At 44.8% G+C, this 24,462-nt stretch carries 26 protein-coding genes; 15 read left to right on the top strand and 11 right to left on the bottom strand.

What is annotated here, in order from left to right; translation table 11 throughout:
• Positions 1–222 precede the first annotated feature (222 nt).
• From L865_RS0122195 to L865_RS0122175, 5 genes are all read left to right on the top strand, one after another.
• Complete coding sequence (locus L865_RS0122195) at positions 223–1,254, top strand: porin (protein ID WP_169732716.1); 1,032 nt, start codon at positions 223–225, stop codon at positions 1,252–1,254.
• A 163-nt stretch (positions 1,255–1,417) separates the two neighbouring features.
• On the top strand, positions 1,418–2,308 hold the full coding sequence (locus L865_RS0122190) for a LysR family transcriptional regulator (RefSeq protein WP_028775227.1): 891 nt from the start codon (positions 1,418–1,420) through the stop codon (positions 2,306–2,308).
• An 8-nt stretch (positions 2,309–2,316) separates the two neighbouring features.
• Positions 2,317–3,558 carry a DUF819 family protein gene (locus L865_RS0122185; protein ID WP_037471791.1) on the top strand — a complete coding sequence of 414 codons (1,242 nt, stop codon included), beginning with the start codon at positions 2,317–2,319 and terminating at the stop codon, positions 3,556–3,558.
• Between the two features lie 155 nt (positions 3,559–3,713).
• Positions 3,714–5,252, top strand: a complete 1,539-nt coding sequence (locus tag L865_RS0122180) for an AbgT family transporter (RefSeq protein WP_028775225.1) — start codon at positions 3,714–3,716, stop codon at positions 5,250–5,252.
• Between the two features lie 258 nt (positions 5,253–5,510).
• The gene (locus L865_RS0122175) at positions 5,511–6,392 is read left to right on the top strand and encodes a hypothetical protein (RefSeq protein ID WP_028775224.1); all 882 of its coding nucleotides are present in this window, start codon (positions 5,511–5,513) and stop codon (positions 6,390–6,392) included.
• Here L865_RS0122175 and L865_RS0122170 read toward each other — a convergent pair.
• A complete protein-coding gene (locus L865_RS0122170) occupies positions 6,379–7,026 on the bottom strand; it encodes a phosphatase PAP2 family protein (protein ID WP_028775223.1) in 648 nt (215 codons plus the stop codon). The two genes, L865_RS0122175 and L865_RS0122170, sit on opposite strands and share 14 nt — an antisense overlap.
• Positions 7,027–7,358: 332 nt before the next feature.
• On the opposite strand from L865_RS0122170, the gene L865_RS0122165 reads away from it, so the two are divergent.
• A complete protein-coding gene (locus L865_RS0122165) occupies positions 7,359–8,165 on the top strand; it encodes a substrate-binding periplasmic protein (protein ID WP_028775222.1) in 807 nt (268 codons plus the stop codon).
• 19 nt (positions 8,166–8,184) lie between these two features.
• On the opposite strand, the gene L865_RS0122160 is transcribed toward L865_RS0122165, so the two are convergent.
• Positions 8,185–9,123 carry a ketopantoate reductase family protein gene (locus L865_RS0122160; RefSeq protein WP_028775221.1) on the bottom strand — a complete coding sequence of 313 codons (939 nt, stop codon included), beginning with the start codon at positions 9,121–9,123 and terminating at the stop codon, positions 8,185–8,187.
• Positions 9,124–9,131: 8 nt separating this feature from the next.
• Entirely contained in the window at positions 9,132–9,506 is a 375-nt protein-coding gene (locus L865_RS0122155; protein ID WP_028775220.1) for a VanZ family protein, read from the bottom strand.
• Between the two features lie 159 nt (positions 9,507–9,665).
• On the opposite strand from L865_RS0122155, the gene L865_RS0122150 reads away from it, so the two are divergent.
• Entirely contained in the window at positions 9,666–10,151 is a 486-nt protein-coding gene (locus tag L865_RS0122150; protein ID WP_028775219.1) for a YajQ family cyclic di-GMP-binding protein, read from the top strand.
• A gap of 118 nt (positions 10,152–10,269) precedes the next feature.
• Here the strand turns inward: L865_RS0122150 and L865_RS0122145 are convergent, their stop codons facing one another.
• The 7 genes from L865_RS0122145 to L865_RS24385 form a co-directional block, all read right to left on the bottom strand.
• The gene (locus L865_RS0122145) at positions 10,270–10,503 is read right to left on the bottom strand and encodes a hypothetical protein (protein WP_028775218.1); all 234 of its coding nucleotides are present in this window, start codon (positions 10,501–10,503) and stop codon (positions 10,270–10,272) included.
• 226 nt (positions 10,504–10,729) lie between these two features.
• On the bottom strand, positions 10,730–12,157 hold the full coding sequence (locus L865_RS0122140) for an AmpG family muropeptide MFS transporter (RefSeq protein ID WP_051484758.1): 1,428 nt from the start codon (positions 12,155–12,157) through the stop codon (positions 10,730–10,732).
• Positions 12,158–12,285: 128 nt separating this feature from the next.
• The gene (locus tag L865_RS0122135; protein ID WP_028775216.1) at positions 12,286–12,615 is read right to left on the bottom strand and encodes a hypothetical protein; all 330 of its coding nucleotides are present in this window, start codon (positions 12,613–12,615) and stop codon (positions 12,286–12,288) included.
• Between the two features lie 144 nt (positions 12,616–12,759).
• Positions 12,760–13,341 carry a peptidylprolyl isomerase gene (locus L865_RS0122130; RefSeq protein WP_028775215.1) on the bottom strand — a complete coding sequence of 194 codons (582 nt, stop codon included), beginning with the start codon at positions 13,339–13,341 and terminating at the stop codon, positions 12,760–12,762.
• A 40-nt stretch (positions 13,342–13,381) separates the two neighbouring features.
• Entirely contained in the window at positions 13,382–13,951 is a 570-nt protein-coding gene (locus L865_RS0122125; RefSeq protein ID WP_028775214.1) for a YajG family lipoprotein, read from the bottom strand.
• A 115-nt stretch (positions 13,952–14,066) separates the two neighbouring features.
• On the bottom strand, positions 14,067–14,639 hold the full coding sequence (locus L865_RS0122120) for a porin family protein (protein ID WP_028775213.1): 573 nt from the start codon (positions 14,637–14,639) through the stop codon (positions 14,067–14,069).
• Between the two features lie 126 nt (positions 14,640–14,765).
• Positions 14,766–15,695 (bottom strand): LysR family transcriptional regulator, encoded by a 930-nt coding sequence (locus tag L865_RS24385; RefSeq protein WP_037471790.1) that lies wholly within the window; start codon positions 15,693–15,695, stop codon positions 14,766–14,768.
• 183 nt (positions 15,696–15,878) lie between these two features.
• On the opposite strand from L865_RS24385, the gene L865_RS0122110 reads away from it, so the two are divergent.
• The 4 genes from L865_RS0122110 (at position 15,879) to L865_RS0122095 (ending at position 20,753) form a co-directional block, all read left to right on the top strand.
• The gene (locus tag L865_RS0122110) at positions 15,879–16,889 is read left to right on the top strand and encodes a DUF2804 domain-containing protein (protein ID WP_028775212.1); all 1,011 of its coding nucleotides are present in this window, start codon (positions 15,879–15,881) and stop codon (positions 16,887–16,889) included.
• A gap of 65 nt (positions 16,890–16,954) precedes the next feature.
• A complete protein-coding gene (locus tag L865_RS0122105) occupies positions 16,955–17,836 on the top strand; it encodes a sterol desaturase family protein (protein ID WP_028775211.1) in 882 nt (293 codons plus the stop codon).
• Between the two features lie 142 nt (positions 17,837–17,978).
• Positions 17,979–19,526, top strand: a complete 1,548-nt coding sequence (locus tag L865_RS0122100) for a winged helix-turn-helix domain-containing protein (RefSeq protein ID WP_028775210.1) — start codon at positions 17,979–17,981, stop codon at positions 19,524–19,526.
• Between the two features lie 96 nt (positions 19,527–19,622).
• Positions 19,623–20,753: a DUF4405 domain-containing protein gene (locus L865_RS0122095; RefSeq protein WP_028775209.1), complete on the top strand. Its 1,131-nt coding sequence runs from the start codon at positions 19,623–19,625 to the stop codon at positions 20,751–20,753.
• A gap of 88 nt (positions 20,754–20,841) precedes the next feature.
• On the opposite strand, the gene L865_RS0122090 is transcribed toward L865_RS0122095, so the two are convergent.
• The gene (locus L865_RS0122090; RefSeq protein ID WP_028775208.1) at positions 20,842–21,990 is read right to left on the bottom strand and encodes a methyltransferase; all 1,149 of its coding nucleotides are present in this window, start codon (positions 21,988–21,990) and stop codon (positions 20,842–20,844) included.
• A 109-nt stretch (positions 21,991–22,099) separates the two neighbouring features.
• Between L865_RS0122090 and L865_RS0122085 the strand changes: the two genes are divergently transcribed.
• From L865_RS0122085 to L865_RS26150, 4 genes are all read left to right on the top strand, one after another.
• A complete protein-coding gene (locus L865_RS0122085) occupies positions 22,100–22,780 on the top strand; it encodes an alpha-ketoglutarate-dependent dioxygenase AlkB family protein (RefSeq protein ID WP_028775207.1) in 681 nt (226 codons plus the stop codon).
• Positions 22,781–22,888: 108 nt separating this feature from the next.
• Complete coding sequence (locus L865_RS0122080) at positions 22,889–23,188, top strand: BolA family protein (RefSeq protein WP_028775206.1); 300 nt, start codon at positions 22,889–22,891, stop codon at positions 23,186–23,188.
• A 139-nt stretch (positions 23,189–23,327) separates the two neighbouring features.
• Positions 23,328–23,837, top strand: a complete 510-nt coding sequence (luxS, locus tag L865_RS0122075) for an S-ribosylhomocysteine lyase (protein WP_028775205.1) — start codon at positions 23,328–23,330, stop codon at positions 23,835–23,837.
• A gap of 91 nt (positions 23,838–23,928) precedes the next feature.
• A complete protein-coding gene (locus L865_RS26150; protein ID WP_425423658.1) occupies positions 23,929–24,015 on the top strand; it encodes a pentapeptide repeat-containing protein in 87 nt (28 codons plus the stop codon).
• The last annotated feature ends 447 nt before the right edge of the window (positions 24,016–24,462 follow it).

The following is a 24,462-nucleotide window of genomic DNA, read 5'->3' as shown; positions in this document are numbered from 1 at the left end:
CAAGATTAATTAAACCGTAGGTGAAAAAACTCGATCTATATCAAATTAGGTACCTGTGTCAGTTTTTGTTAAAGCGTTTTAAGTTTTATTTAAGGTTGGGTTTTATTTAAATTCCTGTGACAAATATTACGTTTTAAATTCTCTCTTTATTTATTATTCATCGCAACGGTAGACCAGTTTCTACATTAAAAATAAAAAATAGATTTTATTAAGGTGAATATGATGATAAACACAAGGTACATTTCAGTTATAGCGATAATGTCGTCGATTTCTTGTAGTTCATTCGCAGAGGAGCCCAGTTTTTATGGTCGTTTTGATATTGGTATTGCTCATTCTGATGCGGGGACGACAACCCAAAATGGCAAGTCAGGTACGGTTATCGAAAACAATTTATCCCGCTTAGGGGTTAAGGGAGAAAGCAAAGTTTCTGGTGCGTTAACCATTGTTTATCGTGCTGAATTTCAAGTGAATAGTATGACTGATGCTGACGAGACTTTTTCACCAAGAAATACCTATTTGGGGGTTAAGTCAGCATTGGGAGCAGTGTTGGTTGGCCGCAATGACACGGTATTTAAAACATCTAAAGGTGGTGCCGAGACATTTGCACTCACCAATGCTGCCTATAATCGTATGATAGCTGGCCAAGTAAGAAAAGCGGACGGAATTACTTACTACTCTCCTAAAATTTCTGATTTATTTACGGTTAATTCTACTTATTTAGTTGATGATAATTATGAGTCTTCTAATGAATCTCAATATGCAGTCAGTATTGTGTTGGGAGATAGTAAATTAAAAGCGAATAGTTATTATGCAGCGATAGCTTATAATACAATTGCTGGTGTTGATGCATATCGTGCTGTTTATCAGCAAAAGATGGGTAACTTGAGATTGGCTGGGATATATCAGAACACTAAAAGTCAGAAGTTTGAAGATAAGCAAGGGGATACCTATTTTTTAGCGGCGGTGTATAACCTTAACGGTGTTAATTTAAAAGCAGAGTATGCAAAAGATAAAGCCGGGTTTGGTAAGTACTTTAAAAACAATGCTGCAGTCGTTGAGGGGAGTTATGACAAAGCAACTGATGTTGATATCGATTCGCTAACCTTAGGTGTAGATTATCGTTTATCTAAATCGACACGTGTTGCTGCGCACTACGCCATGTATCAAGGTGAGTATCGAATTAACAATGCGGGCCCTTTAATTACCCTAGAAGATGACAATGTTGCTTCTATTAGCTTGCGATATGACTTTTAGCTAGCTTTTAATATACAGCCTAGCGATGAAAATATGCGTAGCTGATCGTAAGGTTAATAATTAGTACCGTTATGGTTAACGTTTTTGCGATTTAAGGCCTATCCTCTTAGCCAAAGTGACTTATTATTAGCCTTATTCCGTTTGTTTAACAAGTGTCGTTTTTATGCGTATTACGCTAAAACAGTTAGTCATTTTTAAAGCGATTTACACCCATGGGCAAATATCTAAAGCGGCCAAGGCTCTGCATCTATCTATACCCGCTGTGAGCATGGCACTGAAGGAGTTAGAAGGATCGCTAGGTAATCGGTTGTTTGACCGTAACGCCAATGGTTTATCAATCAATGACAATGGCAAAGTGATCTTACCCTACGCCAATGACATGCTATCAAAAAGCTTAGAATTGGAGCAGATCTTTAGCGAGTCTACCACTGGAGTGCGTGGCAGCCTTAAGATTGGAAGCAGTAAAACTGTCGGGAACTATGTGCTGTCGCGAAAAATACCGCTGTTTAAGAAAGCTTTTCCACTGGTAGAGATGAAATTGTTGATTGATAACAGTCTGGCGATTGAGTCATTAGTCAGTGAACGTGAATTAGACATTGGATTTATCGATGTAAAACCAACTAGCAAAAACCTCCATACCCAGCGTTGGTTTAGCGACCGAATATGTATTGTGACATCACCTGAAAATAGTATCGTTAATCAACCAATAACGGCTGAGTTGCTATCAGAACAGCTTTGGGTACTCGATCAAACTCACTCAATGAGTCACATGCGCGCTATACAGCTACTAAAAAGCGCTCATGTATCAGTGAATCAAGAGTTAACCATGACGAGCATGGGGGCGATAAAACGAGCCATTGGCACCGGAATCGGGGTAAGTATATTACCTTGGCTTGCTGTCGAAGAAGAGGTTGAACGAGGAGATTTGTCTGAGTTAGTACTCCCTCAATGGTGTCATCAGCGTAACTATTGGATAGTGACTCGTGATGATGATAAACAGGCTGATTTAGTGAGAAAATTTGTTGAATTTTGCGAAAATGAAAAACCCTGCTAGGTCTGAGCATGATTGATCAAGACCCCATTATATTTGGCCTAATTTGTGGGCTATTGGGGACTATCTACTATACTCGCCAACTATCCCATCCATTTTGGCGTACGATTCATCGATACGTGCCAGTCATGGTGCTGTGTTACTTTCTGCCTTCTCTATTTAATACCTTTGGGGTTGTTGACGTTAGTCAGAGCCACTTACCTTATATTGCGGTTAACTATTTCATGCCAGCCTGTCTTGCATTACTCATTTTTAATATTGATATGAAGAGTATTCTGCAGTTAGGACCCAAGCTGATTATCTTGTTTACAGTGGGGGCGATAAGTATCGTGCTGGGTGGCCCATTTGCACTCATGGTATTTCAAGGAATGAGTCCAGACTCGTTGGCGAACAGTGGTGAGAACGCTGCTTGGCGAGGCATGGCAACTTTGGCGGGTAACTGGGTTGGCGGGACGGCAAATCAACTTGCGATGAAAGAAGTTTATCACGTTGGCGACAGCATATTTTCGGTGATGATAACGGTCAATGTGGTGTTTTCGGCATTGTGGATGACGGTGTTGCTAATGTTATCTCAGCACGCACCTTGGCTTGATAAAAGGATTAAAGCTGACACTCGAGGACTGCAAAATTTAGTTAAGTCTGCCAATAAGTTGCACTTGGCTGAGCCGCAAATCCCACAGCTGCAGCATTATATTTTCATGCTGGCGGCAGCGTTTGGTGTAGCAGGAATAGGGCATGCTGGCGCGGATTATCTGGCGCCCTATTTTAGTCAGCATTATCCTGAGCTGGCGCGGTTTAGCCTGACCAACCGTTTTTTTTGGCTCGTGATGATAGTGACGAGTTTGAGCTTTGTTTTGTCTTATACCCGAGTTCGCGACTTAGAGAGTGTCGGATCTGAATCTGTTTCGTCGGTGATGCTGTTTATGTTGATTGCGATAATGGGATTACAAATGGATATTACAGCGATTAGTGATTTCCCCCGATTTTTTGTGATCGGCTTTATCTGGCTGCTATTTCATGTTGTGTGTGTGATGGCGGTAGGAATAATGATAAAAGCCCCAACTGCCTATATGGCCATCGCGAGTCAATGTAATCTTGGCGGTGCGGCATCAGCGCCGGTTGTGGCCGTAGCTTATCATCGCTCCTTCGCGCCAGTTGCAGTGTTGCTTTCTGTACTTGGTTATGGCTGGGCAACCTATTTAGCATGGATATGCGGTGAGCTGTTGCAATCAGTCAACTTTCATTTTATGTAAGCGTTTTTTGTTTATTTTCCTCTAAAGCTGTGATGTTTTTAAGGTTGGCTACAGGGTGCATCTGTATGGTGCTGCTATATTAAAATAGCTGTAACTGTTGTCACCATAATTTGTGCTACAAGCAGCAACCAAAACAAAGAAGAGGAAATAGGGTTATGTCACATGAGGCCGCGTCACCAGGACGGCTTGGTAAAGTGCTCGATGGGATTGAACGTATAGGTAATAAACTGCCTGATCCCGCGATGTTGTTCTTGATGCTGTTGTTTACGGTCTGGGGACTTTCTTGGGCACTGTCAGGGGTGAGTTTTGAAGCCATTGATCCACGTACTGACCAACCGATAGCGGTTACCAACCTATTAAGTGCCGAAGCGCTTACTCACTTCTTAACTACCATGGTTTCCACCTTTACCGCCTTCGCACCGCTCGGTGTGGTTCTTGTTGCTATGTTAGGTGTAGGTGTTGCTGAGCACTCTGGCTATATCAATACTGCGCTGAAACAGATGTTGAAAGTGACTCCAGCTAAGTTATTGACACCTGCTGTTGTGTTAGTGGGTATTATTTCGCACACGGCAACCGATGCCGGCTACGTGGTGGTGATTCCATTGGCTGGGGTGATCTTCTTTACCGTTGGTCGCCATCCATTGGCGGGTATCGCAGCTGCCTTTGCCGGGGTTTCAGGCGGGTTCTGTGCTAACTTTATTCCATCGGGGATTGACCCATTACTGCAAAGCTTTACCCAGTCAGCGGCGCAAATTGCAGACCCTGATATTCAGGTTAACCCACTTAACAACTGGTTCTTTGTTGCTTCTTCGTGCATACCTATCACATTACTGATTTGGTACTTAACAGATAAAGTGCTTGAGCCGCGTCTAAATCGAACTCATAAAGTTAACCGCGATGAAGTCGACATTCCAGCAATGGATGAGATCACCGCCAAAGAGCTTAAAGCGTTCCGTATTGCAACGGCGGTGATGTTTGCTGCGATTATCGGTTTCTTCTCGCTAACGGTTTCAGAAACTTCAACATTGCGAGATGCTAACGGCTCGCTAACCAGCTTTAGTGCGCCGTTGATGCAATCAATCGTGCCGCTGATCTTCATCTTCTTTATGTTGCCTGGCTTAGTTTATGGCTATTTAACTAAGACCTTTAACTCATCAGGTGATGTGGTTCAGGCGATGTCAAAATCGATGAGTGGCATGTCGCACTACATCGTGATGGCGTTTTTCTGTGCTCAGTTTGTGGCGGCGTTTTCTGCATCGAACCTTGGTGCGCTGATTGCTGTAGAGGGCGCAGGCGCCTTAAAAGCGATGAACTTATCGGCTGAAATCACCGTTGTGGGTATGATCATTTTGGTCGGTTTTGTTAACTTGTTTGTTGGTTCATCTTCGGCGAAATGGGCATTGATTGGTCCGGTGTTGGTGCCAATGTTGATGCAACTTAATATCAGTCCAGACTTGTCACAAGCGGCTTACCGTGTTGGTGATTCTAGTTCTAACATCATTACGCCATTGATGCCTTACTTCCCACTGGTGGTTGTATACTGTCAGCGTTACGTTAAGGGCATTGGTATTGGTACACTTATCTCGATGATGCTGCCATTTAGTATTGCGCTGTTGAGTATTTGGAGTGCTTGGTTACTACTATATTGGTCTATGGGTATCCCACTGGGCTTGGGTGCTAGCTACACCTACTAAGCAGTACATATTGCGTTTTAGGGCTTCTTTATAGAAGCCCTTTTTAGTGCTTGTAAAATATGACCTTACAGCCATACCCCTCATGGTGACAATAGCGACAGCAAGCAGCCTTCGGCTGACTAGATCTATATCTCCTTTTGACACTGCACTTGAAATTACCCGCGAAATTAAGCTCAAGGTTACTTTTGAAATTCTGCTCGAATTCATTGGCCATTCCCTATAACCTAGTGTTCAAACCTCTCGAATTATGAATCAGTTATGTGGATTGGGTTCACGCTGTTAGCTGCCTTCATGCAAGCATGGCGCAATGTCTTTCAGAGCCAACTAAGTCAACAAATGAGTGTAGCCGGGGTGACGCTAGCGCGCTTTATTTGGGCCGGGCCTTTGGTCGCCGTTTATTTAGTGGCGTTGCATCAAGTTCAACCCAGCGCGTTGCCCGATTTTACTCATGATTTTAATGCCGATTTTTGGCGATTGATAGGCGCAGCAGCCTTGCTGCAGATAACAGCAACCGTGTTAATGGTGACACTGTTTAAAATGCGCGATTATGCCATCGGTGCTGGACTGGCTAAGAGTGAGGCGCTGGTCGCGGCTCTACTTGGCGTATGGTTTTTTAGTGCAGAAATGAGTCTTATGGGATGGCTTGGGGTCATTATTGGTGCCGTAGCGATTTTGATGATGAGTTGCCCCAATGGGAGCCGCTTGTCTGTCGCAACTGCCGGTATTGGTCTGCTATGTGGCAGTGCTTTCGCATTAACTTCACTGTGCGCTCGAGAGGCAAGCCTTAGCTTACCCTTTGGTTATATGCACAGTGCCGCTTGGGTATTATTGTGGGTTATTTTGCTGCAGACCGTGCTGTTATTAGGTTATATCGCGCTATCGGATCGTGACTTGCTAGCCCGGATCCTTAAACCCAGTAAGTTAGTGTTTACTATAAGCTTAACAAGCTGCTTAGGCTCGATTGGTTGGTTTAGTGCGATGGCGCTGCAAGATGTGGCGCTGGTAAAAACCTTTGGGCAGGTAGAGGTGTTTATCACTTTGCTGATTGCTCGGTTTTACTTAAAATCTAGTACGAAACTCTATGATATTCTGGCATTGATTCTCATCGCCATCGCGGCGATATTGGTTATTTGGGGCTAGGCAGTTTAACAATGAGGTGCGCTAAATGGCAGGCGAGTACACCTAAGGTAGCACCGGCTAACGTGTCACCTAAAAAGTGATAATTCTGCCCCAGTTGACCGATAAATACCGCGACAATCCCTAAGCCCCACAGCAGTTTACATTGCGGTAAGTGATACCAAAAACAACAAGCTAATGCGACAGTAAAAAGAGTATGCCCTGACGGAAAAGAGTTATAGCCCATTCCTTGAGTGAACGGGTAGAAACCCTCGACCCCGCTATGGATCCATGATGGATTCTCGTTGACCCAAGTTTCCGGCCAAGTGCGGCCAAACAGCCATTTCCCCCCCCAACGCAACCCGCTGGCAAACAATGCCGTAAGCAGTAGATGTTTGACCAACGGCAGCATGGTGTGGCGATAGCGGGGAAGGCACAGTAATAACACACAGCTAAGTCCTAATACCTGAAAAAACAGGGGGGCCTGGCTTAGCAGCTTAAGGTAGCTGCCTTGATAGGCGTTGTTGTACAACATGCTAGCCAATGGGCGATCAATAAATAGCACCGCGATAAGCGTCGCGATTATCATCAATAGATAAAAACGCATCATGGTGAGTTTGGAAAATGGCGTAAACGTCGAACTGTTTGGCTGAGTCATGTTAATCAGTATAGGTAGTCACAGCGATAACAAGCCACTAGTCTAATCTTTATGTTGATGCTTGTGTAGCGTGATTGGCTTCATTGTGCGCGGGCTAGGCGGAGCAGGAGTTGCGCTGGTCAGATGACAGTTATTGTGCTGTCAATTATATTGTCAGTTGCTAATATAAAGGCTTGGTCAGTCATAGATAGCAGCAATATCGTTTGCGTTTTAGGGCATAGACAAGCGTGCTCTAGCTATGTGACACTTTGTATCAGCAACCAAAGCATAATGGGTAAAATGATAAACTATAGCCAGTCACGTCACCATCGGATGTCTTCTTCGCTTTGCAGATGAATAACAGCGCCCTTAAATTAGCCAAAAGTTGGCTCGGTATGACCCTATTGGCTAGTGCCACACTGCCTGCCTTTGCTTCAGCTGGTGAAACTGCCGCAGCGCCAGTTAGCGCCAATATACTCAAAGTGGCGGCAACTGACTGGTGTCCGCAAACTTGTGAAAATAGCGCCCAAGCGGGTTATATCTTAGATGTTACCCAAGCGGTATTTGCACAAAGTGAATACCACCTTGTTGTTGAATATTTCCCTTGGACTCGAGCTGTGCGTCTGACCGAGCAAGGGCAATTTGATCTCTTGTTGGGCCCAACTAAAACAGAAGCGCCAAATTTGCGCTTTCCTGTTGCGCCGGTTGGACAGCAGAAGATGTGCTTTTTCACCAAGGCTGATTCAAGTTGGCGATATCAGGGAGTTGAGTCGCTGCAAGGGCAGCAAATTGGGGTGATTTTAGATGCGTCATTGGGTGAAATTAATGACTACAAACAAGCAAACCCGCATCAATTCCAAGTGCTTAGCCAGCCAACGACTTACCTTAAACAGAGCATCGCCAAATTAAGACTTAACCGTATTGATAGCTTTTTGTTCACTCAAATAGCCGTAGAGTATGAACTTGCGCAGCAAAATGTTCAAGAGGAGTTTATCAACGCGGGTTGTGTGGCGGCAGAAAATATCTATGTGGCTTTTTCGCCTAAGATGACGGCAGCGAAATTGCAGCAGGTGATGACTGTTTTTGATAAACGTATGGCGGAGTTACAACGGCAAAACGCTATCAAGCCTATTATGCAGGGCTATGGCATATCTTATTAATGCTGGATTATCTGAGTTGTTAAGCCCGCTTATAGGTATTTTGCAGTGACCTAATCCGCGCAACCATGCGCTCATTTTCACTGGCATTTAAACCATAGTGTTTGGCTTTGGCGGCGACATAGCCGTTAATGGCATCAATTTCAGTGATACGTTCAAAGCTAATATCTTGCAACATGGATGAGCGGTTGTTAACGGTCAAGTCAATCACCGCATAAATGCGCTCTAGTAGCTGAGTAAGCTCAAGTTCAATCCCATCTGCTGCGGCTACCGTGACGACTTCTTCAGTTAACTTATTGATAGTAATTCTGTATTTCTCATCGATTAACTCGCCATTGCAACACAAATTAATCGCGCTAAGCGGGTTGATTGCCACATTCACAGCCAGCTTTTGCCACAAAAAAGGCAATATAGGCTCGCACCATTGGCTGTTTGCTATAGACAGTAATTGTGACTTTATCACATTTGGCATTAGCGGCCCGACATAGTGACCGATTTGCGTCTTACCATCGCCAGTTTTCTCTACTTGCCATTGATTGTGCAATAAAGCGCCTTGGGACGTGGTACCTAGACTAAGCCCGCGGCCTTGCAGTTGTGATTCAACGACTTCATGTGGACCTAAGCCATTGTGCATTAACAATATATGACATTGAGGCGGCAGCATGGCTATCAGTGGTCGCAATGCATCGACGACTTGGTAGGCTTTAACTGTAACGATGAGCAGCTTAACGTGTGCTAACGAGACTTGCTGCGCTGTTATTTGGCTCACGCTGGCAAGTGGGCATAGGTAAGGCGTGCTGCTTTGCCCTTGCTTGAAGGTAAGCCGCTGCTGATGGTTTTGCTGAGTGTTGCCTCTGTTAATGAGTAGCGGGGCAGAGTCATTACTACGCAGCTGATAAGCGAATGATTGGCCAATTGCGCCAGCGCCTAAAATGGCAATGTCGGCTTTGGGGGTAAACATGACTGTGCTCACTTTTCTTGATCGCCCGAGCGAATTTTACCCGCTCGGATATAACGGCTAGCGAGCCAGTAACATAGCATGAAGGCTGCCACACCCATCATATCAGCAACAAAATCGGCAAAGGAGGCACTACGGTAAGGCAGTCGAGATTGCACTAACTCAATCAAGGCCGCATAGCCGGCTAACACTGTCACTAAGGTAAGCCATTTTAATTTAAAGGCGAAGTGGGTCAAAAATGCCAGGCCAAAAAAACTTCCAAAATGGCCGACTTTATCCATATTGCTAAACAGCTGTGGATAGTTAGGCTTTGAGAACACCAAATAGCTGATCACAACTACGGCGAAAAGAAAGGCGATTTTGAAATATTTCTGCTGAGACTTCACTGTTAACTATGATTATTTTCATTTACTCAATCATAGGTAAATGGGCGGCTAATGTCACCCATAATTGTTGTTGGCTAGGGTCTGATTGTTGATTGCCCATCGCCATTCGCGCAGGTAAAATAGTCGCAATTATGATTGGGTTAAAATAAGGGTAATGTTATGCCATCAATGGATATTGTATCTGAAGTCAATGAAGTGGAATTGAGAAACGCGGTAGATAATACTAAGCGTGAACTGGATAGCCGTTTTGACTTTCGCGGCGTTGAGACTGACATTGTCTACAAAGACCATCAAGTAAGCTTGTCATCAGAGTCTGATTTTCAGTGTCAACAGATGGTGGACATGCTACGTAATCAGCTTAGTAAACGTAACGTTGATCCCGCTTCTATGGATGTGTCTGATAAAGCCGTGCATAGCGGCAAGACATTTTCAATTAAAGTGACCTTCAAAGAAGGTATTGAAAGCTTGGTTGCAAAGAAGTTGGTCAAGCTGATTAAAGACAGCAAGCTAAAAGTGCAAGCGGCGATTCAAGGTGATTCTATCCGCGTGACCGGTAAAAAGCGTGATGATTTACAACGCGTCATGGGTATTGCCCGAGAGTCAGATTTGGGACAACCATTTCAATTTAATAATTTTCGCGATTGATCCATATCGCTAAATATTAATAATTTAAGGGCTACCAATTTGGTAGCCCTTTGTTTTACGGTTTAATCTTTAAGCTTGTTAATCTCTTCGTTAACCTCATAGCCCTTTGTTTTACGGTTTAATCTTTAAGCTTGTTAATCTCTTCGTTAACCTCATAGCCCTTATCTGTGATGATTTTTTCTAACACCACTAACCGGTGTTGAATGCTAGTGACTTCATCGATCAATTTCATCTTATCACTGCTATCTATTTTCGCTTCAAGTTGCTTAATACGAAATCGGTATTTGAAAAAGTCTGCGGCAAAAATAGCCAGAAAAATGATTGAGACGATAATGATCTGAGTGATATCCATATCCATGTCCTTTTAATATGTTGAGTGACTTAGTTTTTCTGTTTATAGCAAATAGCAAGCCAGTATTTTTAGTGTTTGATTTTTATATTGTTTTCTAGTTATCTTGACCTAAGCTAGTCGTCAAGATTTAAACTGATTATCCATAATCATTATTGGTTGGCGAATTTGACCATCAGTGTCTAGTCATAATCTTTATCGCAGTTTATTGGCTACATCGATATTGAGCTTAGCCATTACTCGCTTGTGACTCATTGCTGTGGTCATGGTTTACCTGTGTATCTCGGTTTGGCTTAGGCACATATTTATCCACTAACCATACCAAGGCGATGACAGGAAAACCGATCAAGCTAGCACCAATAAAGAACGTAACATAGTCATAGGCGTCAATGACCGCCCCAGAAAACCCAGCAACAAACTTAGGGAACAACAACATAATTGAGGATAAAAGCGCGTATTGTGTCGCACTGAAGCCATCACTGGTTAAACTGGAGAGATAAGCGATGAATGCTGCGGTAGCAATTCCGGCACTGAAGTTATCGACAGAAATGGCTAAGGTTAAGAATGGCACGTTATAACCAATCATTGCTTGATAGGCGAACAATAAATTGGTCGTCGCCACTAAAAATGCGCCAAGCAGCAAAATTTTCATCGTACCGTAGCGAGCGACCAACAGGCCGCCAGCACCGGCGCCGACTAAGGTCATAATCAGGCCATAGACTTTGCTTAAGGTGGCTATCTCTGTTTTAGAAAAGCCCATATCGACATAAAATACATTGGCCATAATTCCCATGACAATGTCAGAGATACGGTAAGTAGAGATGAGGACTAATATCAGTATCGCGTGCTTACCATAGCGTTTAAAGAAGTCCTTAAACGGCAGTACACAGGCTGTATTGAGCCACGAAAGTAATGCGGCCACTTTAGGTGGGTAATGGGCAATGTATTGCTGTTTCAACTTGGCTTCAGCTACATCGGCATGCTGCACTTTTACCGTGGGCTCGGCGCTCATTAAGGTGGTAATAATACCTACGCCCATTAACCCTGCCATGACTAAATATGCGGTTTGCCAAGAAGCTAAATGATAGGCATCTGAGCTGGGTTCTACCCAAGCGGCGATAGTGAGCGCACCTGCGGTGGCAATAATCATCGCACTGCGGTACCCGACTTGATACGCGGCGGCGAGAGCGGCTTGCATCTTGTCTGATGCTGATTCAATTCTAAATGCATCAATCACGATATCTTGGGTGGCGGAGGCGAAAGCAACGAGCAAGGCAAAAAATGCCATCATTTCCAAGTTTTGCAAAGGATCGCTTTGGCTCATACCAAGTATGGCCAATACCAGTAATAATTGAGCAAACAGCATCCAACCACGTCGCCTACCGAGTAAGCGGGTGAAAATGGGTAAAGAGAGTCGGTCGACTAGCGGAGACCATGCCCACTTAAAGCCGTAAATCATCGCAACCCAGCTAAAATAGCCAATCGCGGTGCGGTCAACGCCGGCTTCCCTAAGCCAAAATGACAAGGTTGAGAATACCAACATGAGTGGTAAGCCCGCAGAAAAGCCTAACAGCAGTAACGATAACACGCGACGGTGTAGGTATATCGATAGCGCAGACTTAAAGTCAGTTAACCGTGATGAAATAGCTTGGGGCATTGGATGGATTCTGAAAGTAGCGTAAAGCTAGCTTAATACGGATACAGAGAAATGACTATAGCTTAGAAAAAGTTATTCATTTAAAACGTAAAAGCCCAGCACTCGGTGCCGGGCTTGGTCTTTACGGTTTACTCAGAGCTTGGTCTAATCCCTACACAGCCTGACGGGATGTTGCCACCTATACTGAGATAATCACAGCAGTCATCGATTTGCTTACGCAAAAATTGATTACCACGGATCATCCAGTCTGGCCAACGGTCAAAAGCATGTAGTAGGTGCCAGAACACTCGCTCTATATCGGTTTGCGCTTCACCCTGGTGGTTAAACTGCTGCCACTCTTCTAGGGTGTCCCATAGATATAGCTGGATCTCATTGAAATCGAGTTGATCGCTCAAGAACGCTTTCCCATATTGAGCCAGCTGGGGCGCTTTATTATCGATGAACTCATTAGGGGTCATCTTATCGCCTCCTTGCCAGTGCCATTTGAGTATAGTGCGGACTTGGAGTATTTGTTCAAAAGTTTACAAAAATGACCGTTCTTAATTGAGAACTATTATCATTTGTTCGATTTCAATGACCTAGTGAAAAACACTAGTGATTGCTTATCTTGCTAACAATGTTGCCTTGGTCAAAATGACATCTTCTACAGGGAAGTCAGGCCAATCCAGTTTGCTATTGTGTTCAGTGGTGACTATCGACATTGCTTCGAGCACTTCGAGTCCTTCAATCACTTCACCAAATACTGCATAACCCCAACGGCGAGATGATGGATCAAGATTGGTATTGTCGCCAACATTAAAGTAAAACTGGCTGGTGGCCGAGTGTGGATTGTTGTCGCGGGCCATGGCAATGGTGCCTAAACCATTGGATAAGCCATTACCTGACTCATTTACAATAGCGGCATTTTCAGGTCGGGCTTCTTTCTTTAAGTCGAGCCCACCACCTTGCACAACAAACTCTGGGATGATGCGATGAAATAAGGTGTTGTCGTATTGGCCGGTCACTACATAGATGAGAAAGTTGTCCACGGTGATTGGAGCACGAGTGCGATTAAGTTCAACGATAATAGTGCCCATGCTGGTTTCTAATTTTACTTGGGGATACAGGGTATCCTCTTGAATATCGACAGCTTGAGCTAATGTGCTAATGGTTAACAATAAACAAGCGGTAAGCCAACGAGTCATAGGTTTTTCCTTGCTATATTCCGGTTGAGTCCAAAGGATATTATGGTTGAATAAACTGATTCAGCTCAGGGTCTTGCAGTATATCTCGGCTAAGATCTGCTATGAGCTGGTTAATCGCAAGTTCCATTTTGGCAAAGTCAGGGCTAAATGGTCCGCTGTGATTATTTTTTGCGGTATAGCGCTTGGTCAACGTGCGATTACGGCTATTGTTAGCGATAACGTTGATCACCACCTCTGTGTTGGCTTCGTAACCAAAAGTGTTCTCGTTCACGTCTGCGAGCAATTTTTCCAGTTGGATTTGCACATGCTCTGTGGCGGAGGGATCAATCACATAACCGGCTTGGCGAAACCCGTCTCTAAAAAGACTATCGATTTGTTTGCGCGGTGTTTCACTTGGGCTGACCAATTTGGCCGCATCGTCGCCTTTATGCATACGCACGACAAAATTTGCCTTGCGGGTATCAATAGTTTCAATGGCAAGCCGTTGTGAAGATTGAGTTTGTACTTCAACATTTGGAGCCTGCGGCGACAGTGCGATATGAGTGGGTTGAGAGCTGGCGCAGCCTGCTAATATCGCAATAGCAAAAAGTGGAAATAATCTTAATTTCATTATGTTAATTAGTTGACGCAAATTTAATGATGCTCAGCATACCAGAATTGATGCCGCATGCCATAACTTGAGTAGCGGCGTTTAGCAGCGAACTCTCGCTGGCACTATCGCTGATTTAAATCGGCCAATTAACCCCTACGTTGTAACTGCGCAAAGTCAGTTGGTTTAATGGGACATGTTGATATTCGGCGCTGAGTTTCATGCCGCTATTGAAAGAAAATTGCCACCCAACAGCGCCATAAAACCCATGATCAGTATCTTTAACTTGGGTGCGAACGTCATCAATTTCAATGTCGTATTTGATCCATTGCTGGGTGAGGCCGGTTTTCAGGTAAAGACTATGACGATGGTTGAGCGGCATCTGGGTGATAAGGTTGCTTCTCACACCGTGATATTGCAAACGCTTAACGTCGGTCCATATGTCAGACAAAATACTGAACGCGCCGCCGCTGCCCGTGGTTGCCCCAACTTCAACGCCGATGTAATCGTTTAACATATATCGATAGTAAATATCCGCGGTTAAACTATCGCTGAAATTGCGATTGATATTGTCTTGGGTTTCAAATTCATGAAAGCCATAGCCCATCGAGCCACCAACCGAATGGGCAGACTCCTGTGCTTGGCATAAAGGACTGAAGAGTATTGGTGCAGCGACCAATATAATGCGCGCTGAGGTTTTGAGTGACATTGCTATGAATTGGGCCGTGGTTAAAGCCGGTCAATATATCTTGGCAATCTTGTTTTAAGCTTAAATTTTAGCAATTGACTGCGGCTAAGCAATACGTTGCTTGTGTGGGCAATGTTTAGTCTGTGGTTATTTGCGCGCCGATGTGATTTGCGCAATGCAGTCGATTACTTGTTGATGCAGCCATATGTGTAGCGGATGGTTGCAGTGAGTGTGAGCCATAATCGAGGCAATATCAGAGTAGGGCACGGTGAGCTTTGGATCGATTTTTAGCGTTCTAAATTCACTGCCGAGTTTTTCAGCGGTATAGCGCGAGCAGGGACTGACCATATCAGAGTGCTTGACCGCTTCAAGTAGAATACTTAGTTGGTTGGTGCGCAGTGGCACTCGGGCATCGATGCCATATCTTCGCAGAATTTGCGCCACGATGGCACCATCTTCATTCCAGTTTGGGATAAGAAATGAGGCGATGTCATAGCGGCTAAAGTCTTCTATGAAAATCGTGTCTTGCTTTAATGGATGGTCTTTGCGGCAGATAAATACAAACTCATCGCTACCTATGGTTTGCTGGGTAAAGTGGCTAGATAAATGATAGGGCGAATAGTTGATCCCGAGATGAATTTTGCCATCGTTAAGTAATGCGCTAGAACTGTGTTCCCAGTTGAGGATATGCAGCTCCACATTGGGGGCCTGTTGGTTGATGCTAACAATGAGTGCTGGGGCTAACCACTGGGCGATAAAGCCATTAACAGCAATGGATAATTTGCCACTATATTGACTTGGTTCAAACACAGGCTTACCGCTAACAACATTATTGAGCATGCTCATCGCGGCAGGCAGTTGCACGGCAAGCTCTTGCGCTTTAGAAGTGGGTTTGAGTCCGTGTGCTTCTCTGATAAATAGCTCATCAGAAAAATGTTCACGCAGACGTCCTAAGGCGCGGCTGACCGCAGGTTGGCTAAGATCTAATCGCTCAGCGGCTTTCTTGGTACTTTGTACCTCCAAAAGCATGCTTAGCACTTTAAGTAAATTGAGGTCGAGGTCTTTGCTCACGGCCATGGGCTAACAGAATTGAATTTTAACTAGATTATCTGAATCTTAGTCAGATTGCATCTTAGCGACGCAGCTGCAGTTTTCCTGCTGGGCAATAGGCTTAATTTTTTCTTTAAACTTGGTGGTTTAACCGCTAGAGTAAAAGTTCAACTGTTAACGAAATGTATCTAGGCTAGGTTTGAAAGTGTCATGATAAAAACGCAACGCGCTCCCCAAGAGTTGATAACCTCAGATAAGCCCGAGTTTGGCCATTTTGACGGCATCGTCAAGCAACTAGGTGTCGACAAGTTTCAATACTTTTCTGAAATGGATACCCCGCGTTCTGGCCTAGCTAAACATTTTGCCTATAAGCAGTTTCAGTTTATCGCCATTATTACACCGCGCTATATGATTGGCGTCGCCCTGGCCGATATTCGCTATGTTGGGTCGAGCTTTTGTTATGTGTATGACATCAAGGCCAATAAGTTAGTTGAGCATAACTTCTTTAGGCCGCTGGGTTTGGGCTACACCATGACTGACTCACCATACAGTGGCCGCTCATCGATTGCTGGTGGCAAGGTGGCCTTTGTTATTGAAGATGGCCTATGGCAATTAACCCTTAATATGAAACATATTCAGGCTGACTTGCGGTTAACCCCGTTAGCGCTCAGTTTACCTATGGCTGTGTGTACCCCAACGGGTTACAGCGGCTGGACTTACACTCAAAAGCACAATGGCCTCAAGGTATCCGGTACTTTGACTATTGAACATGAGCCGCAACCATTGAATCAGGCATTAGGCGGCTATGATTTTTCGGCTGGATTTATGCGCCGCGAAACCAGTTGGCGATGGGCCAGTATTAACGGCCGAATAGCAGATAAAATCATCGGTGTTAATTTGGCCGCTGGTGTTAACGAAACCGGCAGTAATGAAAATGTATTTTGGGTCGACGGTGAAAGGCATCTGTTAGGCGCGGTTCATTTTGAGTTTGAGCGCCATAATCGTGATAGCGATTGGCGTGTCTTTAGCGACGATGGCAGGGTTGACTTGCAGTTTACGCCGCATAATTGCCGCAAAGAGAAACTTAACTTGGTGCTATTGAAAAGTAACTTTAGGCAATACATCGGCACCTTTTCTGGCACCATCACAGACACCAAAGGCTGCGTGCATCAAATCAGTAACGTGTTAGGCCTAACAGAAGATCATTTTGCCAAGTGGTAGGCGTAATTGTCACATTTGAACAGCCTGATTGATAAAGACAATAATAAGTATTAAGGATGATAAAGATGGATTTTAATGCGCTTATTCAGCACCCTGAAGTGTTACTTTTAGTGCTAGCACCGATATTTTTCGCCTGTATTGTGCTGGAATGGTATTTCGGTGACAAACGCAATAAATTACCGCTTAATGCCCGTTATCATCTGCCCGAAGTGGTGTGTAATTTCGTGCTTGCTGGCATGCACCAGCTCACTGATATTTTAACCGGTTTGTTGATTGCGGCAATCTATCTACAATTTTTTGATTGGCGCTTGTTTGATATTCAAATGACCGTAGCCACCTTTATCTTATTGATGGTTGCGCAAGATTTTTGCTATTACTGGTTTCATCGAGCAAGCCATAAAATTCGCTGGATGTGGGCTGCGCATGTGGCACATCATAGTTCAGAGAACATGAATTTTAGCACTGCTTTTAGGCAGAGTTTAATGTATCCGCTCGCTGGTATGTGGCTGTTTTGGCTACCGCTAGTCATTGTTGGCTTTGACCCCAACTGGGTGGTGTTTGTGGTGCTGCTCAATTTGGGGCTGCAGTTTTTTGTGCATACCCAAGCCATCAAAAGTTTAGGGATACTCGAATGGGTATTAAATACGCCATCACACCACCGTGTTCATCATGGCCGTAATCCGCAATATATCGATAAAAACTATGCGGGTATTTTGATCATATGGGATCGCTTATTCGGAACTTTTGAACCAGAAGTAGAGACCGTGGAATATGGCATCACCAAGCCGGTAAACAGTTTTAATCCACTGGTGGTGACCTTTGCTGAATGGCGCGATATGTTTTATGAGGTCCGTCAGCCTAACTTGAGCTTCAAACAGCGTTTTCAAATACTGTTTTCTGCCCCCAAAACTCAGCCGCATGATGAAGGGCGACAGGCTGTTTTTTAAATAATATCAGTGGTTTATTTGTTGGTTGACTGGCGGGAGCTCAACGCGGCAGGGTAAAGTGAGTGGTCGGTGATGTTTTAATTTTGTGTCAGCTACTTTACTATTCAATCACTTAGTTGAGTTTGAAAGCAGGGAAAGCTCATTGAACAGTCATTATCAAGGTGAAGGCTTTTTTATCGATTGCCAACAACGGCAGATCGATTTTGGCGATAGACAGGTTGAAGTCAGACCTAAAACCTTGGCGTTAATGTTGGCACTTATCGAATCACAGCAACAGGTTTGCAGTAAGTCGCAATTATTGGAAGAGGTTTGGGATGATGTCTGTTGTGATGAACAGGTATTATTTCAAACTATCAGTGAAATTCGGCGTGTATTTGGCACCATAAAAGTGGTGCAAACTCATCCCCGTAAGGGTTATGCCTGGATAGCACCGCTAAACAAGGTCGCCATACCCTCAGCCCAAGCGGTAGATAGCGACCCGGTAAAAGAGCCAAAGCCGCTGGTGATGTTAGAACCACTGCCGAGTGTTATGCCTCGCGATAATCAAGTCCACACAGCAAAGAACCATCCGCAACGTATTAATCAATTGGCCGTGTATGGTTTTGCTATGGCCTGCGTCATTGTGGCGGCGATCTATTGGTTTCAACAATCGCGGAGCAGCGAGCCGCAGGTCACTGATGGCACAGTGATTATTCTACCTGTGCATAATCAAGTTTCCGGACAGGACCATAACTGGGTGCCACTTGGGGCAATGGAGCAACTGATTGGAAAGCTCAATCACCGTGCCAAGGTGATGGATATCAGCTACGTACTTGGGCTCAGTGACAGTTTGTCATTATCTCATGGCTTTGGTACTCAGCCCATGAGGCCAGTGTTCAACCGTTCTGGGGCGGATGTGGTCGTAGAAACTGAGCTCAATGGCACTACACGCCAATACCACTTAGCCTATAAGCTGCATCTGCGCCAAGACATTAAAAAAGGCGTCATATTTAGTGAAACGGTGGATGATGCCCTCAATCAACTCGCTCAGCGGATCAAGCCCTATATTGACGACGGCCAGTCGGCATTACGGCTCGACTATCAAAGTGAGCTTAGTCATGCATTGGTATTTGAAGCGTTATCATTATATCGGCAACAGCAGTTTGCTGATGCGCAAAAAATGCTAGCCAGTATTGCAACGCTAATGCCAGATAATGCCCGTATTCGTCTGCTTTCAGCGCAGTGGTATGTCGAGCAGCATCAGTATGATGCAGCACGCAAACAGATAGACCTAGCTTTGAGTCACACGGGTAAAGATGACAGTCTCCATGGGCAGCTGTACTACTGGCAAGCTCGTGCGCTGCAAACGAGCGCGATTGAGGCGGCGTTAAATGCGCTGCAGTTATCGATAAACGCCAGTGAGCAAGTAAATGATCTGCTTTTTAGTGCCTATGCTCATGAGTTACAAGGCTTGATGTTGCAGCAACAGCAACATTTCGATGCCGCAGAGCAGGCGATGCGAAAAGCGCTGCGGTTTCATCAACAGATCCTCTGCCCCATGGGAACCAGCAGTGTAAAGCTGATGCTAGCTAAATTGCATTTAGCCCAAGACCAGCTGAGCCAAGCGCGCCATTATCGTGATGCTGCTAAAGGCCATATCACCCAGCAGTCTTTGCCAATAGCTATACCTGAAAGCCTAGTTAATATCTGATAAATAACAATTTTAGAAAGTTTTAGAAAGTTTTTGAGGTGTTTGTGTTCCGTCGCTGTAAAGCTGGATGCATCATTCACTGATTAAAGACTTTATATGTTTTCTAAATGGATTAACTGGCGCGCCTTAGTGGGAATCACTCTATTTTGCTGCCTTGTGGTGATGCTATTCACCTCTTTATTGATGTTCACTCAGCGTCATAACACGCTTATTGCAATGCTGCATACTGTAATGGGCAGTGCTTTGTTGTTAATGCTTGCTTGGCACCTGTTTTATAACTGGGCACCGCTTAAAAACTACTTCAGTGTGCGCAACATGGGCACCAAAGCCCGCAGTAAATACTCTATGCCAGTGACCGTGATTCTGGCTAGCGCAATGACCTTGGCCACTTTGATGAGCTTGCCGCCATTTAGCTCTTTTTACCAATGGGGCTTGACCATGCGCAGCAGCGACCTAGCGGCGCAGAGTACTGATGTTAGCTACTTAGTGTTAGATCGTAGCCAACAAGCTAGTGACAGTGCGCCTAAGCTAGCGGTTGAATTTACCGCAGGTGCGGCTTTTCAATGGCCACAATACGCTATCTGGTTAGAAACCCTCGAGGGTGATCTGGTTCAGCCTATCTATGTCACCAGCAAGCTGGCAGAAAATCGTTTTGCCAATCGTGTGGCCCAGCGCGATAAGGGAGTGGTGTTTACGGCGAACCCGTTTGAGCAACCTGGATACCAACTACAAGATGACTTTGACCTTGTCGTTGAACCTGAGAGTCAATCAAGCCGCTTTCGTACTGAATCTTTGCCTGTATTTCTGCATAAGTTAGCCGAACTCAATGGCGGTGAATATGTTCCAGAGAATGGCAAAAAACTGGTGGCTGATGCCTATAGCGGCGCGACAATGAGCAGTAACTTTATATTGCGTAGTGCCTTGGAGCAGCCGCTAAGCGGTCAATATCGGTTACGCATGGAGCTGAATCAGTCATTCGACTTTAATGAGTATTACTCAAGCGATCGTTTTCCCGAGGATGAGATATATTCCGGCAGTGGTTTTAGTGCGCAGCCTTCTATTGTGTATGAGGCCATCGTCAACTTAGATAACCGCGAAGAGTTTGTCAGTATGAAGCGAGTTGGGCGTGGGCACCACTCAGGAAGAGATGGCGCAGTTTACCCAGACTTGCAGGGAATGACCTCTGCCTTAAAGCTGGTGGATAGGGTGTTGGTGCATATCGAATAAAGCCGTTATACAAAAGGGGCAATACGCCCCTTTTGTTGCTTGAACACTTTTTGTTATTAGCAAGTTGCCTGTTACGTGAACAGCTTTGCTATTTTTTTGCTTGCAATATAACGAATTTTCCGTTTGACGCCACGGTGTGACAATTACCAAAAATACGCTTAAGTTTAATATGATAATTGAGGTGGCGGTTGCCCACGATATGTAAGATGCCATTGTCAGCTAAGGCTTGATATGACTGATTAAACATCTGCCAAGCAATGTGGTCGGTTATCGCTTCACCTTGGTGAAACGGCGGATTACACAATATTAAATCCGGACGTACTTGTTCATTTAAATGGGTCAAGCAGTCATCCCAATGAAAGTGGCCGCGGCGGGTCGCATTTGGCTCAGCATCAGCAATATTTACCTGCCAGTTGGCTTGGGCAGATGCAATGGCCATATCAGAATCATCGACAAAGTGAATGTCGGCATCTTTATAGAGCTGCGCGGCGCGTAAGCCTAATATGCCATTGCCACAACCTAAGTCGATCACGGTATTAAACTGACCTTGTGGCAGATTATCGAGCATAATTCTTGCGCCGATATCGAGCTTGTTGGCGGCAAATACGTTAGATAAATTGCTTATCTTGAGCCCAAGCTCAGGCACAGGCCAGTTTACCGGCTGAGGCAGTGAACGAGCTTGACCGTCTGCGATGCAGGTGATAATACGAGTTTTTTTATAGGCTAAACTAGCACTGGCTTCGCCTAATTGCTGCGCTATGCTGGTCATGAGTGCTTTATTGATGGACTTAGCCTTTGCGCCAATGAGCACCGGAGTGCCAGCGGGAAGCAGCTGTGATAAGCGTTTCAGTTGGTGGCCAAAGTAGTTAAGGTTCTTTGGCAGTTTCATTATCACCAATTGGATGTTGTTGGGTATATCGTCACGACTATGAGTCCAACGCAGCGATGTGCTATCGAGTTGATTGGCTTCAAAATTAGCTAAGCAGCCTAGCTGGCTGGTTCTGGCATCGGTCTCAATGGTCACAGGCCAGTCATTGTCGTGGTATTTTAATGCCGCACTTAGGCTGCCAAAACTATCATTGATAATTAAGGTTTCAACCTTAGCTTGCTGCTGTTCAATGAGTTGTTGAACAATATACTCGTCGGCAGCATCCCAGGCTTGCAGGTTAGAAACTTGCTGTTTAGGGTAACGGTGTAGTGTCAATTGAATATCGGCGACAGAAAATTCAGTGGTCATAACGCTTGTGGCTCATAAATAGTGGGGCGATTATCGCAGATTTGTTGCCACAGGTATATTCGCACAAGTTAGGCAAGCATTAATTAACTACTGTTGAGCAGGAGGGAGCATGGCGAAGGATGAGGATATAGCAAAAGTTCCGACACAAGCTAGCCTAGCGCTGAGTGAGCCCAAAACGCTATCGCTAGCCCAATCTGCCGCTGTTGTTGATGTGCCGATCACTATCAAAAAGGGTTATTTAACCCCAAAGCAGCAGGCTTTGTTATTGCGTGAAGCACAAGGTTACCCATACACGCGACCCGAAGTGCAGGTATTTGGCAAGAAACACGTGATTCCACGCTCGCAAGTTTGGTTTGCTGATGCGGGCTGTGACACCGCGTTTTCCGGCTTGATGATTCAAGCGCAACCTTGGCCCTATTATGCCAACCGTCTACGGCAACAACTCGAAAAAGATTTTGCTTTAGCCGCCAACGGCGTATTGATCAATCATTACGCAAATGGTGAGCAGTCTATGGGTTGGCACAGTGATAATGAGCCAGAGTTCGCCCCTAACAGTGATATCGCTTCAGTTTCCTTAGGTGCGAGCCGTGATTTTGTTATCCGTCACAAAGACTCTCAATACAAGCAGGTTATTAGCTTAGCTGCAGGGGATTTACTCATCATGCATTGGCCGATGCAGCAGCATTGGGAACATGCCTTGCCTAAGCGTCTAAAAGTCACTGAAGCACGTATTAATTTTACCTTTCGTCAGATAACACCAAATTTCTTCAATCTTGATGGTGAAGGTTAGTCGGTGACTGCGCATCAGCTAACAATATCGACATACAGAGCATTGACCTTTGCTAGGTGAGCAAGTAATCTGCCGCCATTGCATTTTTGCTTGAAAGAGAAGAGCCCTATGTCAGTAGAACAGCTTATTATCGAAAAGCTCACGGCAGCACTGTCGCCAAGTCATTTAGAAGTGATCAATGAGAGCGACAACCATCACGTACCACCTAACTCTGAAACTCACTTCAAAGTTATCGTCGTCAGCGACGCATTTGATGGCCAGCGGCTAATTAGTCGTCACCGTCAAGTGAATACCGCGTTGGCACAGGAATTTGAAAATGGCTTACATGCCCTTGCTATGCACACTTATACCCAAGGTGAATGGCAGGAACAGTCTAATGTTCCTGAGTCGCCTAAGTGTCGCGGCTAAATACCTGAAGTGAATCAGTTAGGTTAAATAATTATCTTCGTGGCGGGGCTAATTGCTGACAAGGAACCGATAACGTTCTATGTTAATACATCGTCACGACAACATGCTCATTGCCGATGAGTAAAATGGAGAATTTGAGATGCCGTTATTAGACAGCTTTACCGTAGATCATACACGCATGCATGCCCCTGCGGTTCGTGTTGCCAAAACCATGACGACACCAAAAGGCGACACCATTACTGTTTTTGATTTACGTTTTTGCGCACCAAACAAAGACATTTTAAGTGAACGTGGAATTCACACATTAGAGCATTTATTTGCTGGATTTATGCGTGATCATTTAAACAGCGATAGCGTTGAGATTATCGACCTATCACCAATGGGGTGTCGGACTGGTTTTTACATGAGCCTGATTGGCACGCCAGCTGAAGCTGATGTGGCTGAGTCGTGGTTAGCTGCGATGAAAGATGTGCTTAAAGTGGCTAACCAAAACGAGATCCCTGAGCTCAATGAGTACCAGTGTGGTACCTATGAAATGCATTCGCTAGCGGAAGCACAAGCGATTGCTAAAGATATTATTGCTGCAGGCGTCAATGTTAACCGTAATGATGACTTGAAGCTGAGCGATGAAATCTTGCATGGCCTATAGTGCTAGCAGCTAACTGAAAAGCGGCGAATGCCGCTTTTTTTGTGTCTAAATATTCAACGAAATTGCTCACTGCCAATAAAAAATCTATCTTGTGCTTACCAAACTAAGTAATACCAAACTAAGTAATACCAAGCTAAGTAATACCAAGCTAAGTAATACCAATCAGTTTCAACATTGAGTCACTCGGCGAGAGTTTAGCGGCTCTGGGTCAAGGTCCTAGGTAACTGATCCAGCGTTATTCTACCTCCAATATCCCTATAGTCGTGCTAATGACATTCACCACATTCATGTGGCTTGCAAAGAGTGAAGAGCCTAGCTGTTCGACGGTTAAACTCGTTAACACATATCAGAATCGCTAAAAATCGCCAATCTGGCGCGTTTTAGGCTGGCTACTTCTGCGTTGAATAATACCAATCAGTATAAACATTTAGTCACTCAGCGAGAATTTAGCGGTTCTGAGGTAAGGTCCTTAAATGCTCCTGCATTAATGACATTCACCACATCCATGTGGTTTGCAACGAGTGAAGAGCATAGTTATTCTACGGTTAAGCTCGTTAACACAGCATCAGAATCGCTAATACTCGCCATTCTGGCGCGTTTTAGGCTGCCTACTTCTGCGTTGAAT

Origin of the sequence: Shewanella waksmanii ATCC BAA-643, from assembly GCF_000518805.1 — a bacterium.
In the GTDB taxonomy this organism is placed as follows: domain Bacteria; phylum Pseudomonadota; class Gammaproteobacteria; order Enterobacterales; family Shewanellaceae; genus Shewanella; species Shewanella waksmanii.
This window is presented reverse-complemented; position numbering and strand designations above follow the sequence as displayed.

Excerpts from the sequence above, each read along its gene's own strand:
- L865_RS0122145 (WP_028775218.1), bottom strand. The coding sequence starts at position 10,503 with ATGGATATCACTCAGATCATTATCGTCTCAATCATTTTTCTGGCTATT.
- luxS (WP_028775205.1), top strand. The coding sequence starts at position 23,328 with ATGCCGTTATTAGACAGCTTTACCGTAGATCATACACGCATGCATGCC.
- L865_RS0122160 (WP_028775221.1), bottom strand. The coding sequence starts at position 9,123 with ATGTTTACCCCCAAAGCCGACATTGCCATTTTAGGCGCTGGCGCAATT.
- L865_RS0122090 (WP_028775208.1), bottom strand. The coding sequence starts at position 21,990 with ATGACCACTGAATTTTCTGTCGCCGATATTCAATTGACACTACACCGT.
- L865_RS0122195 (WP_169732716.1), top strand. The coding sequence starts at position 223 with ATGATAAACACAAGGTACATTTCAGTTATAGCGATAATGTCGTCGATT.
- L865_RS0122175 (WP_028775224.1), top strand. The coding sequence starts at position 5,511 with ATGTGGATTGGGTTCACGCTGTTAGCTGCCTTCATGCAAGCATGGCGC.
- L865_RS0122080 (WP_028775206.1), top strand. The coding sequence starts at position 22,889 with ATGTCAGTAGAACAGCTTATTATCGAAAAGCTCACGGCAGCACTGTCG.
- L865_RS0122085 (WP_028775207.1), top strand. The coding sequence starts at position 22,100 with ATGGCGAAGGATGAGGATATAGCAAAAGTTCCGACACAAGCTAGCCTA.
- L865_RS0122180 (WP_028775225.1), top strand. The coding sequence starts at position 3,714 with ATGTCACATGAGGCCGCGTCACCAGGACGGCTTGGTAAAGTGCTCGAT.
- L865_RS0122130 (WP_028775215.1), bottom strand. The coding sequence starts at position 13,341 with ATGACTCGTTGGCTTACCGCTTGTTTATTGTTAACCATTAGCACATTA.
- L865_RS0122095 (WP_028775209.1), top strand. The coding sequence starts at position 19,623 with ATGTTTTCTAAATGGATTAACTGGCGCGCCTTAGTGGGAATCACTCTA.
- L865_RS0122170 (WP_028775223.1), bottom strand. The coding sequence starts at position 7,026 with ATGACTCAGCCAAACAGTTCGACGTTTACGCCATTTTCCAAACTCACC.
- L865_RS0122190 (WP_028775227.1), top strand. The coding sequence starts at position 1,418 with ATGCGTATTACGCTAAAACAGTTAGTCATTTTTAAAGCGATTTACACC.
- L865_RS0122120 (WP_028775213.1), bottom strand. The coding sequence starts at position 14,639 with ATGTCACTCAAAACCTCAGCGCGCATTATATTGGTCGCTGCACCAATA.
- L865_RS0122140 (WP_051484758.1), bottom strand. The coding sequence starts at position 12,157 with ATGCCCCAAGCTATTTCATCACGGTTAACTGACTTTAAGTCTGCGCTA.
- L865_RS24385 (WP_037471790.1), bottom strand. The coding sequence starts at position 15,695 with ATGGCCGTGAGCAAAGACCTCGACCTCAATTTACTTAAAGTGCTAAGC.
- L865_RS0122105 (WP_028775211.1), top strand. The coding sequence starts at position 16,955 with ATGGATTTTAATGCGCTTATTCAGCACCCTGAAGTGTTACTTTTAGTG.
- L865_RS0122150 (WP_028775219.1), top strand. The coding sequence starts at position 9,666 with ATGCCATCAATGGATATTGTATCTGAAGTCAATGAAGTGGAATTGAGA.
- L865_RS0122135 (WP_028775216.1), bottom strand. The coding sequence starts at position 12,615 with ATGACCCCTAATGAGTTCATCGATAATAAAGCGCCCCAGCTGGCTCAA.
- L865_RS0122165 (WP_028775222.1), top strand. The coding sequence starts at position 7,359 with ATGAATAACAGCGCCCTTAAATTAGCCAAAAGTTGGCTCGGTATGACC.
- L865_RS0122185 (WP_037471791.1), top strand. The coding sequence starts at position 2,317 with ATGATTGATCAAGACCCCATTATATTTGGCCTAATTTGTGGGCTATTG.
- L865_RS0122125 (WP_028775214.1), bottom strand. The coding sequence starts at position 13,951 with ATGAAATTAAGATTATTTCCACTTTTTGCTATTGCGATATTAGCAGGC.
- L865_RS0122110 (WP_028775212.1), top strand. The coding sequence starts at position 15,879 with ATGATAAAAACGCAACGCGCTCCCCAAGAGTTGATAACCTCAGATAAG.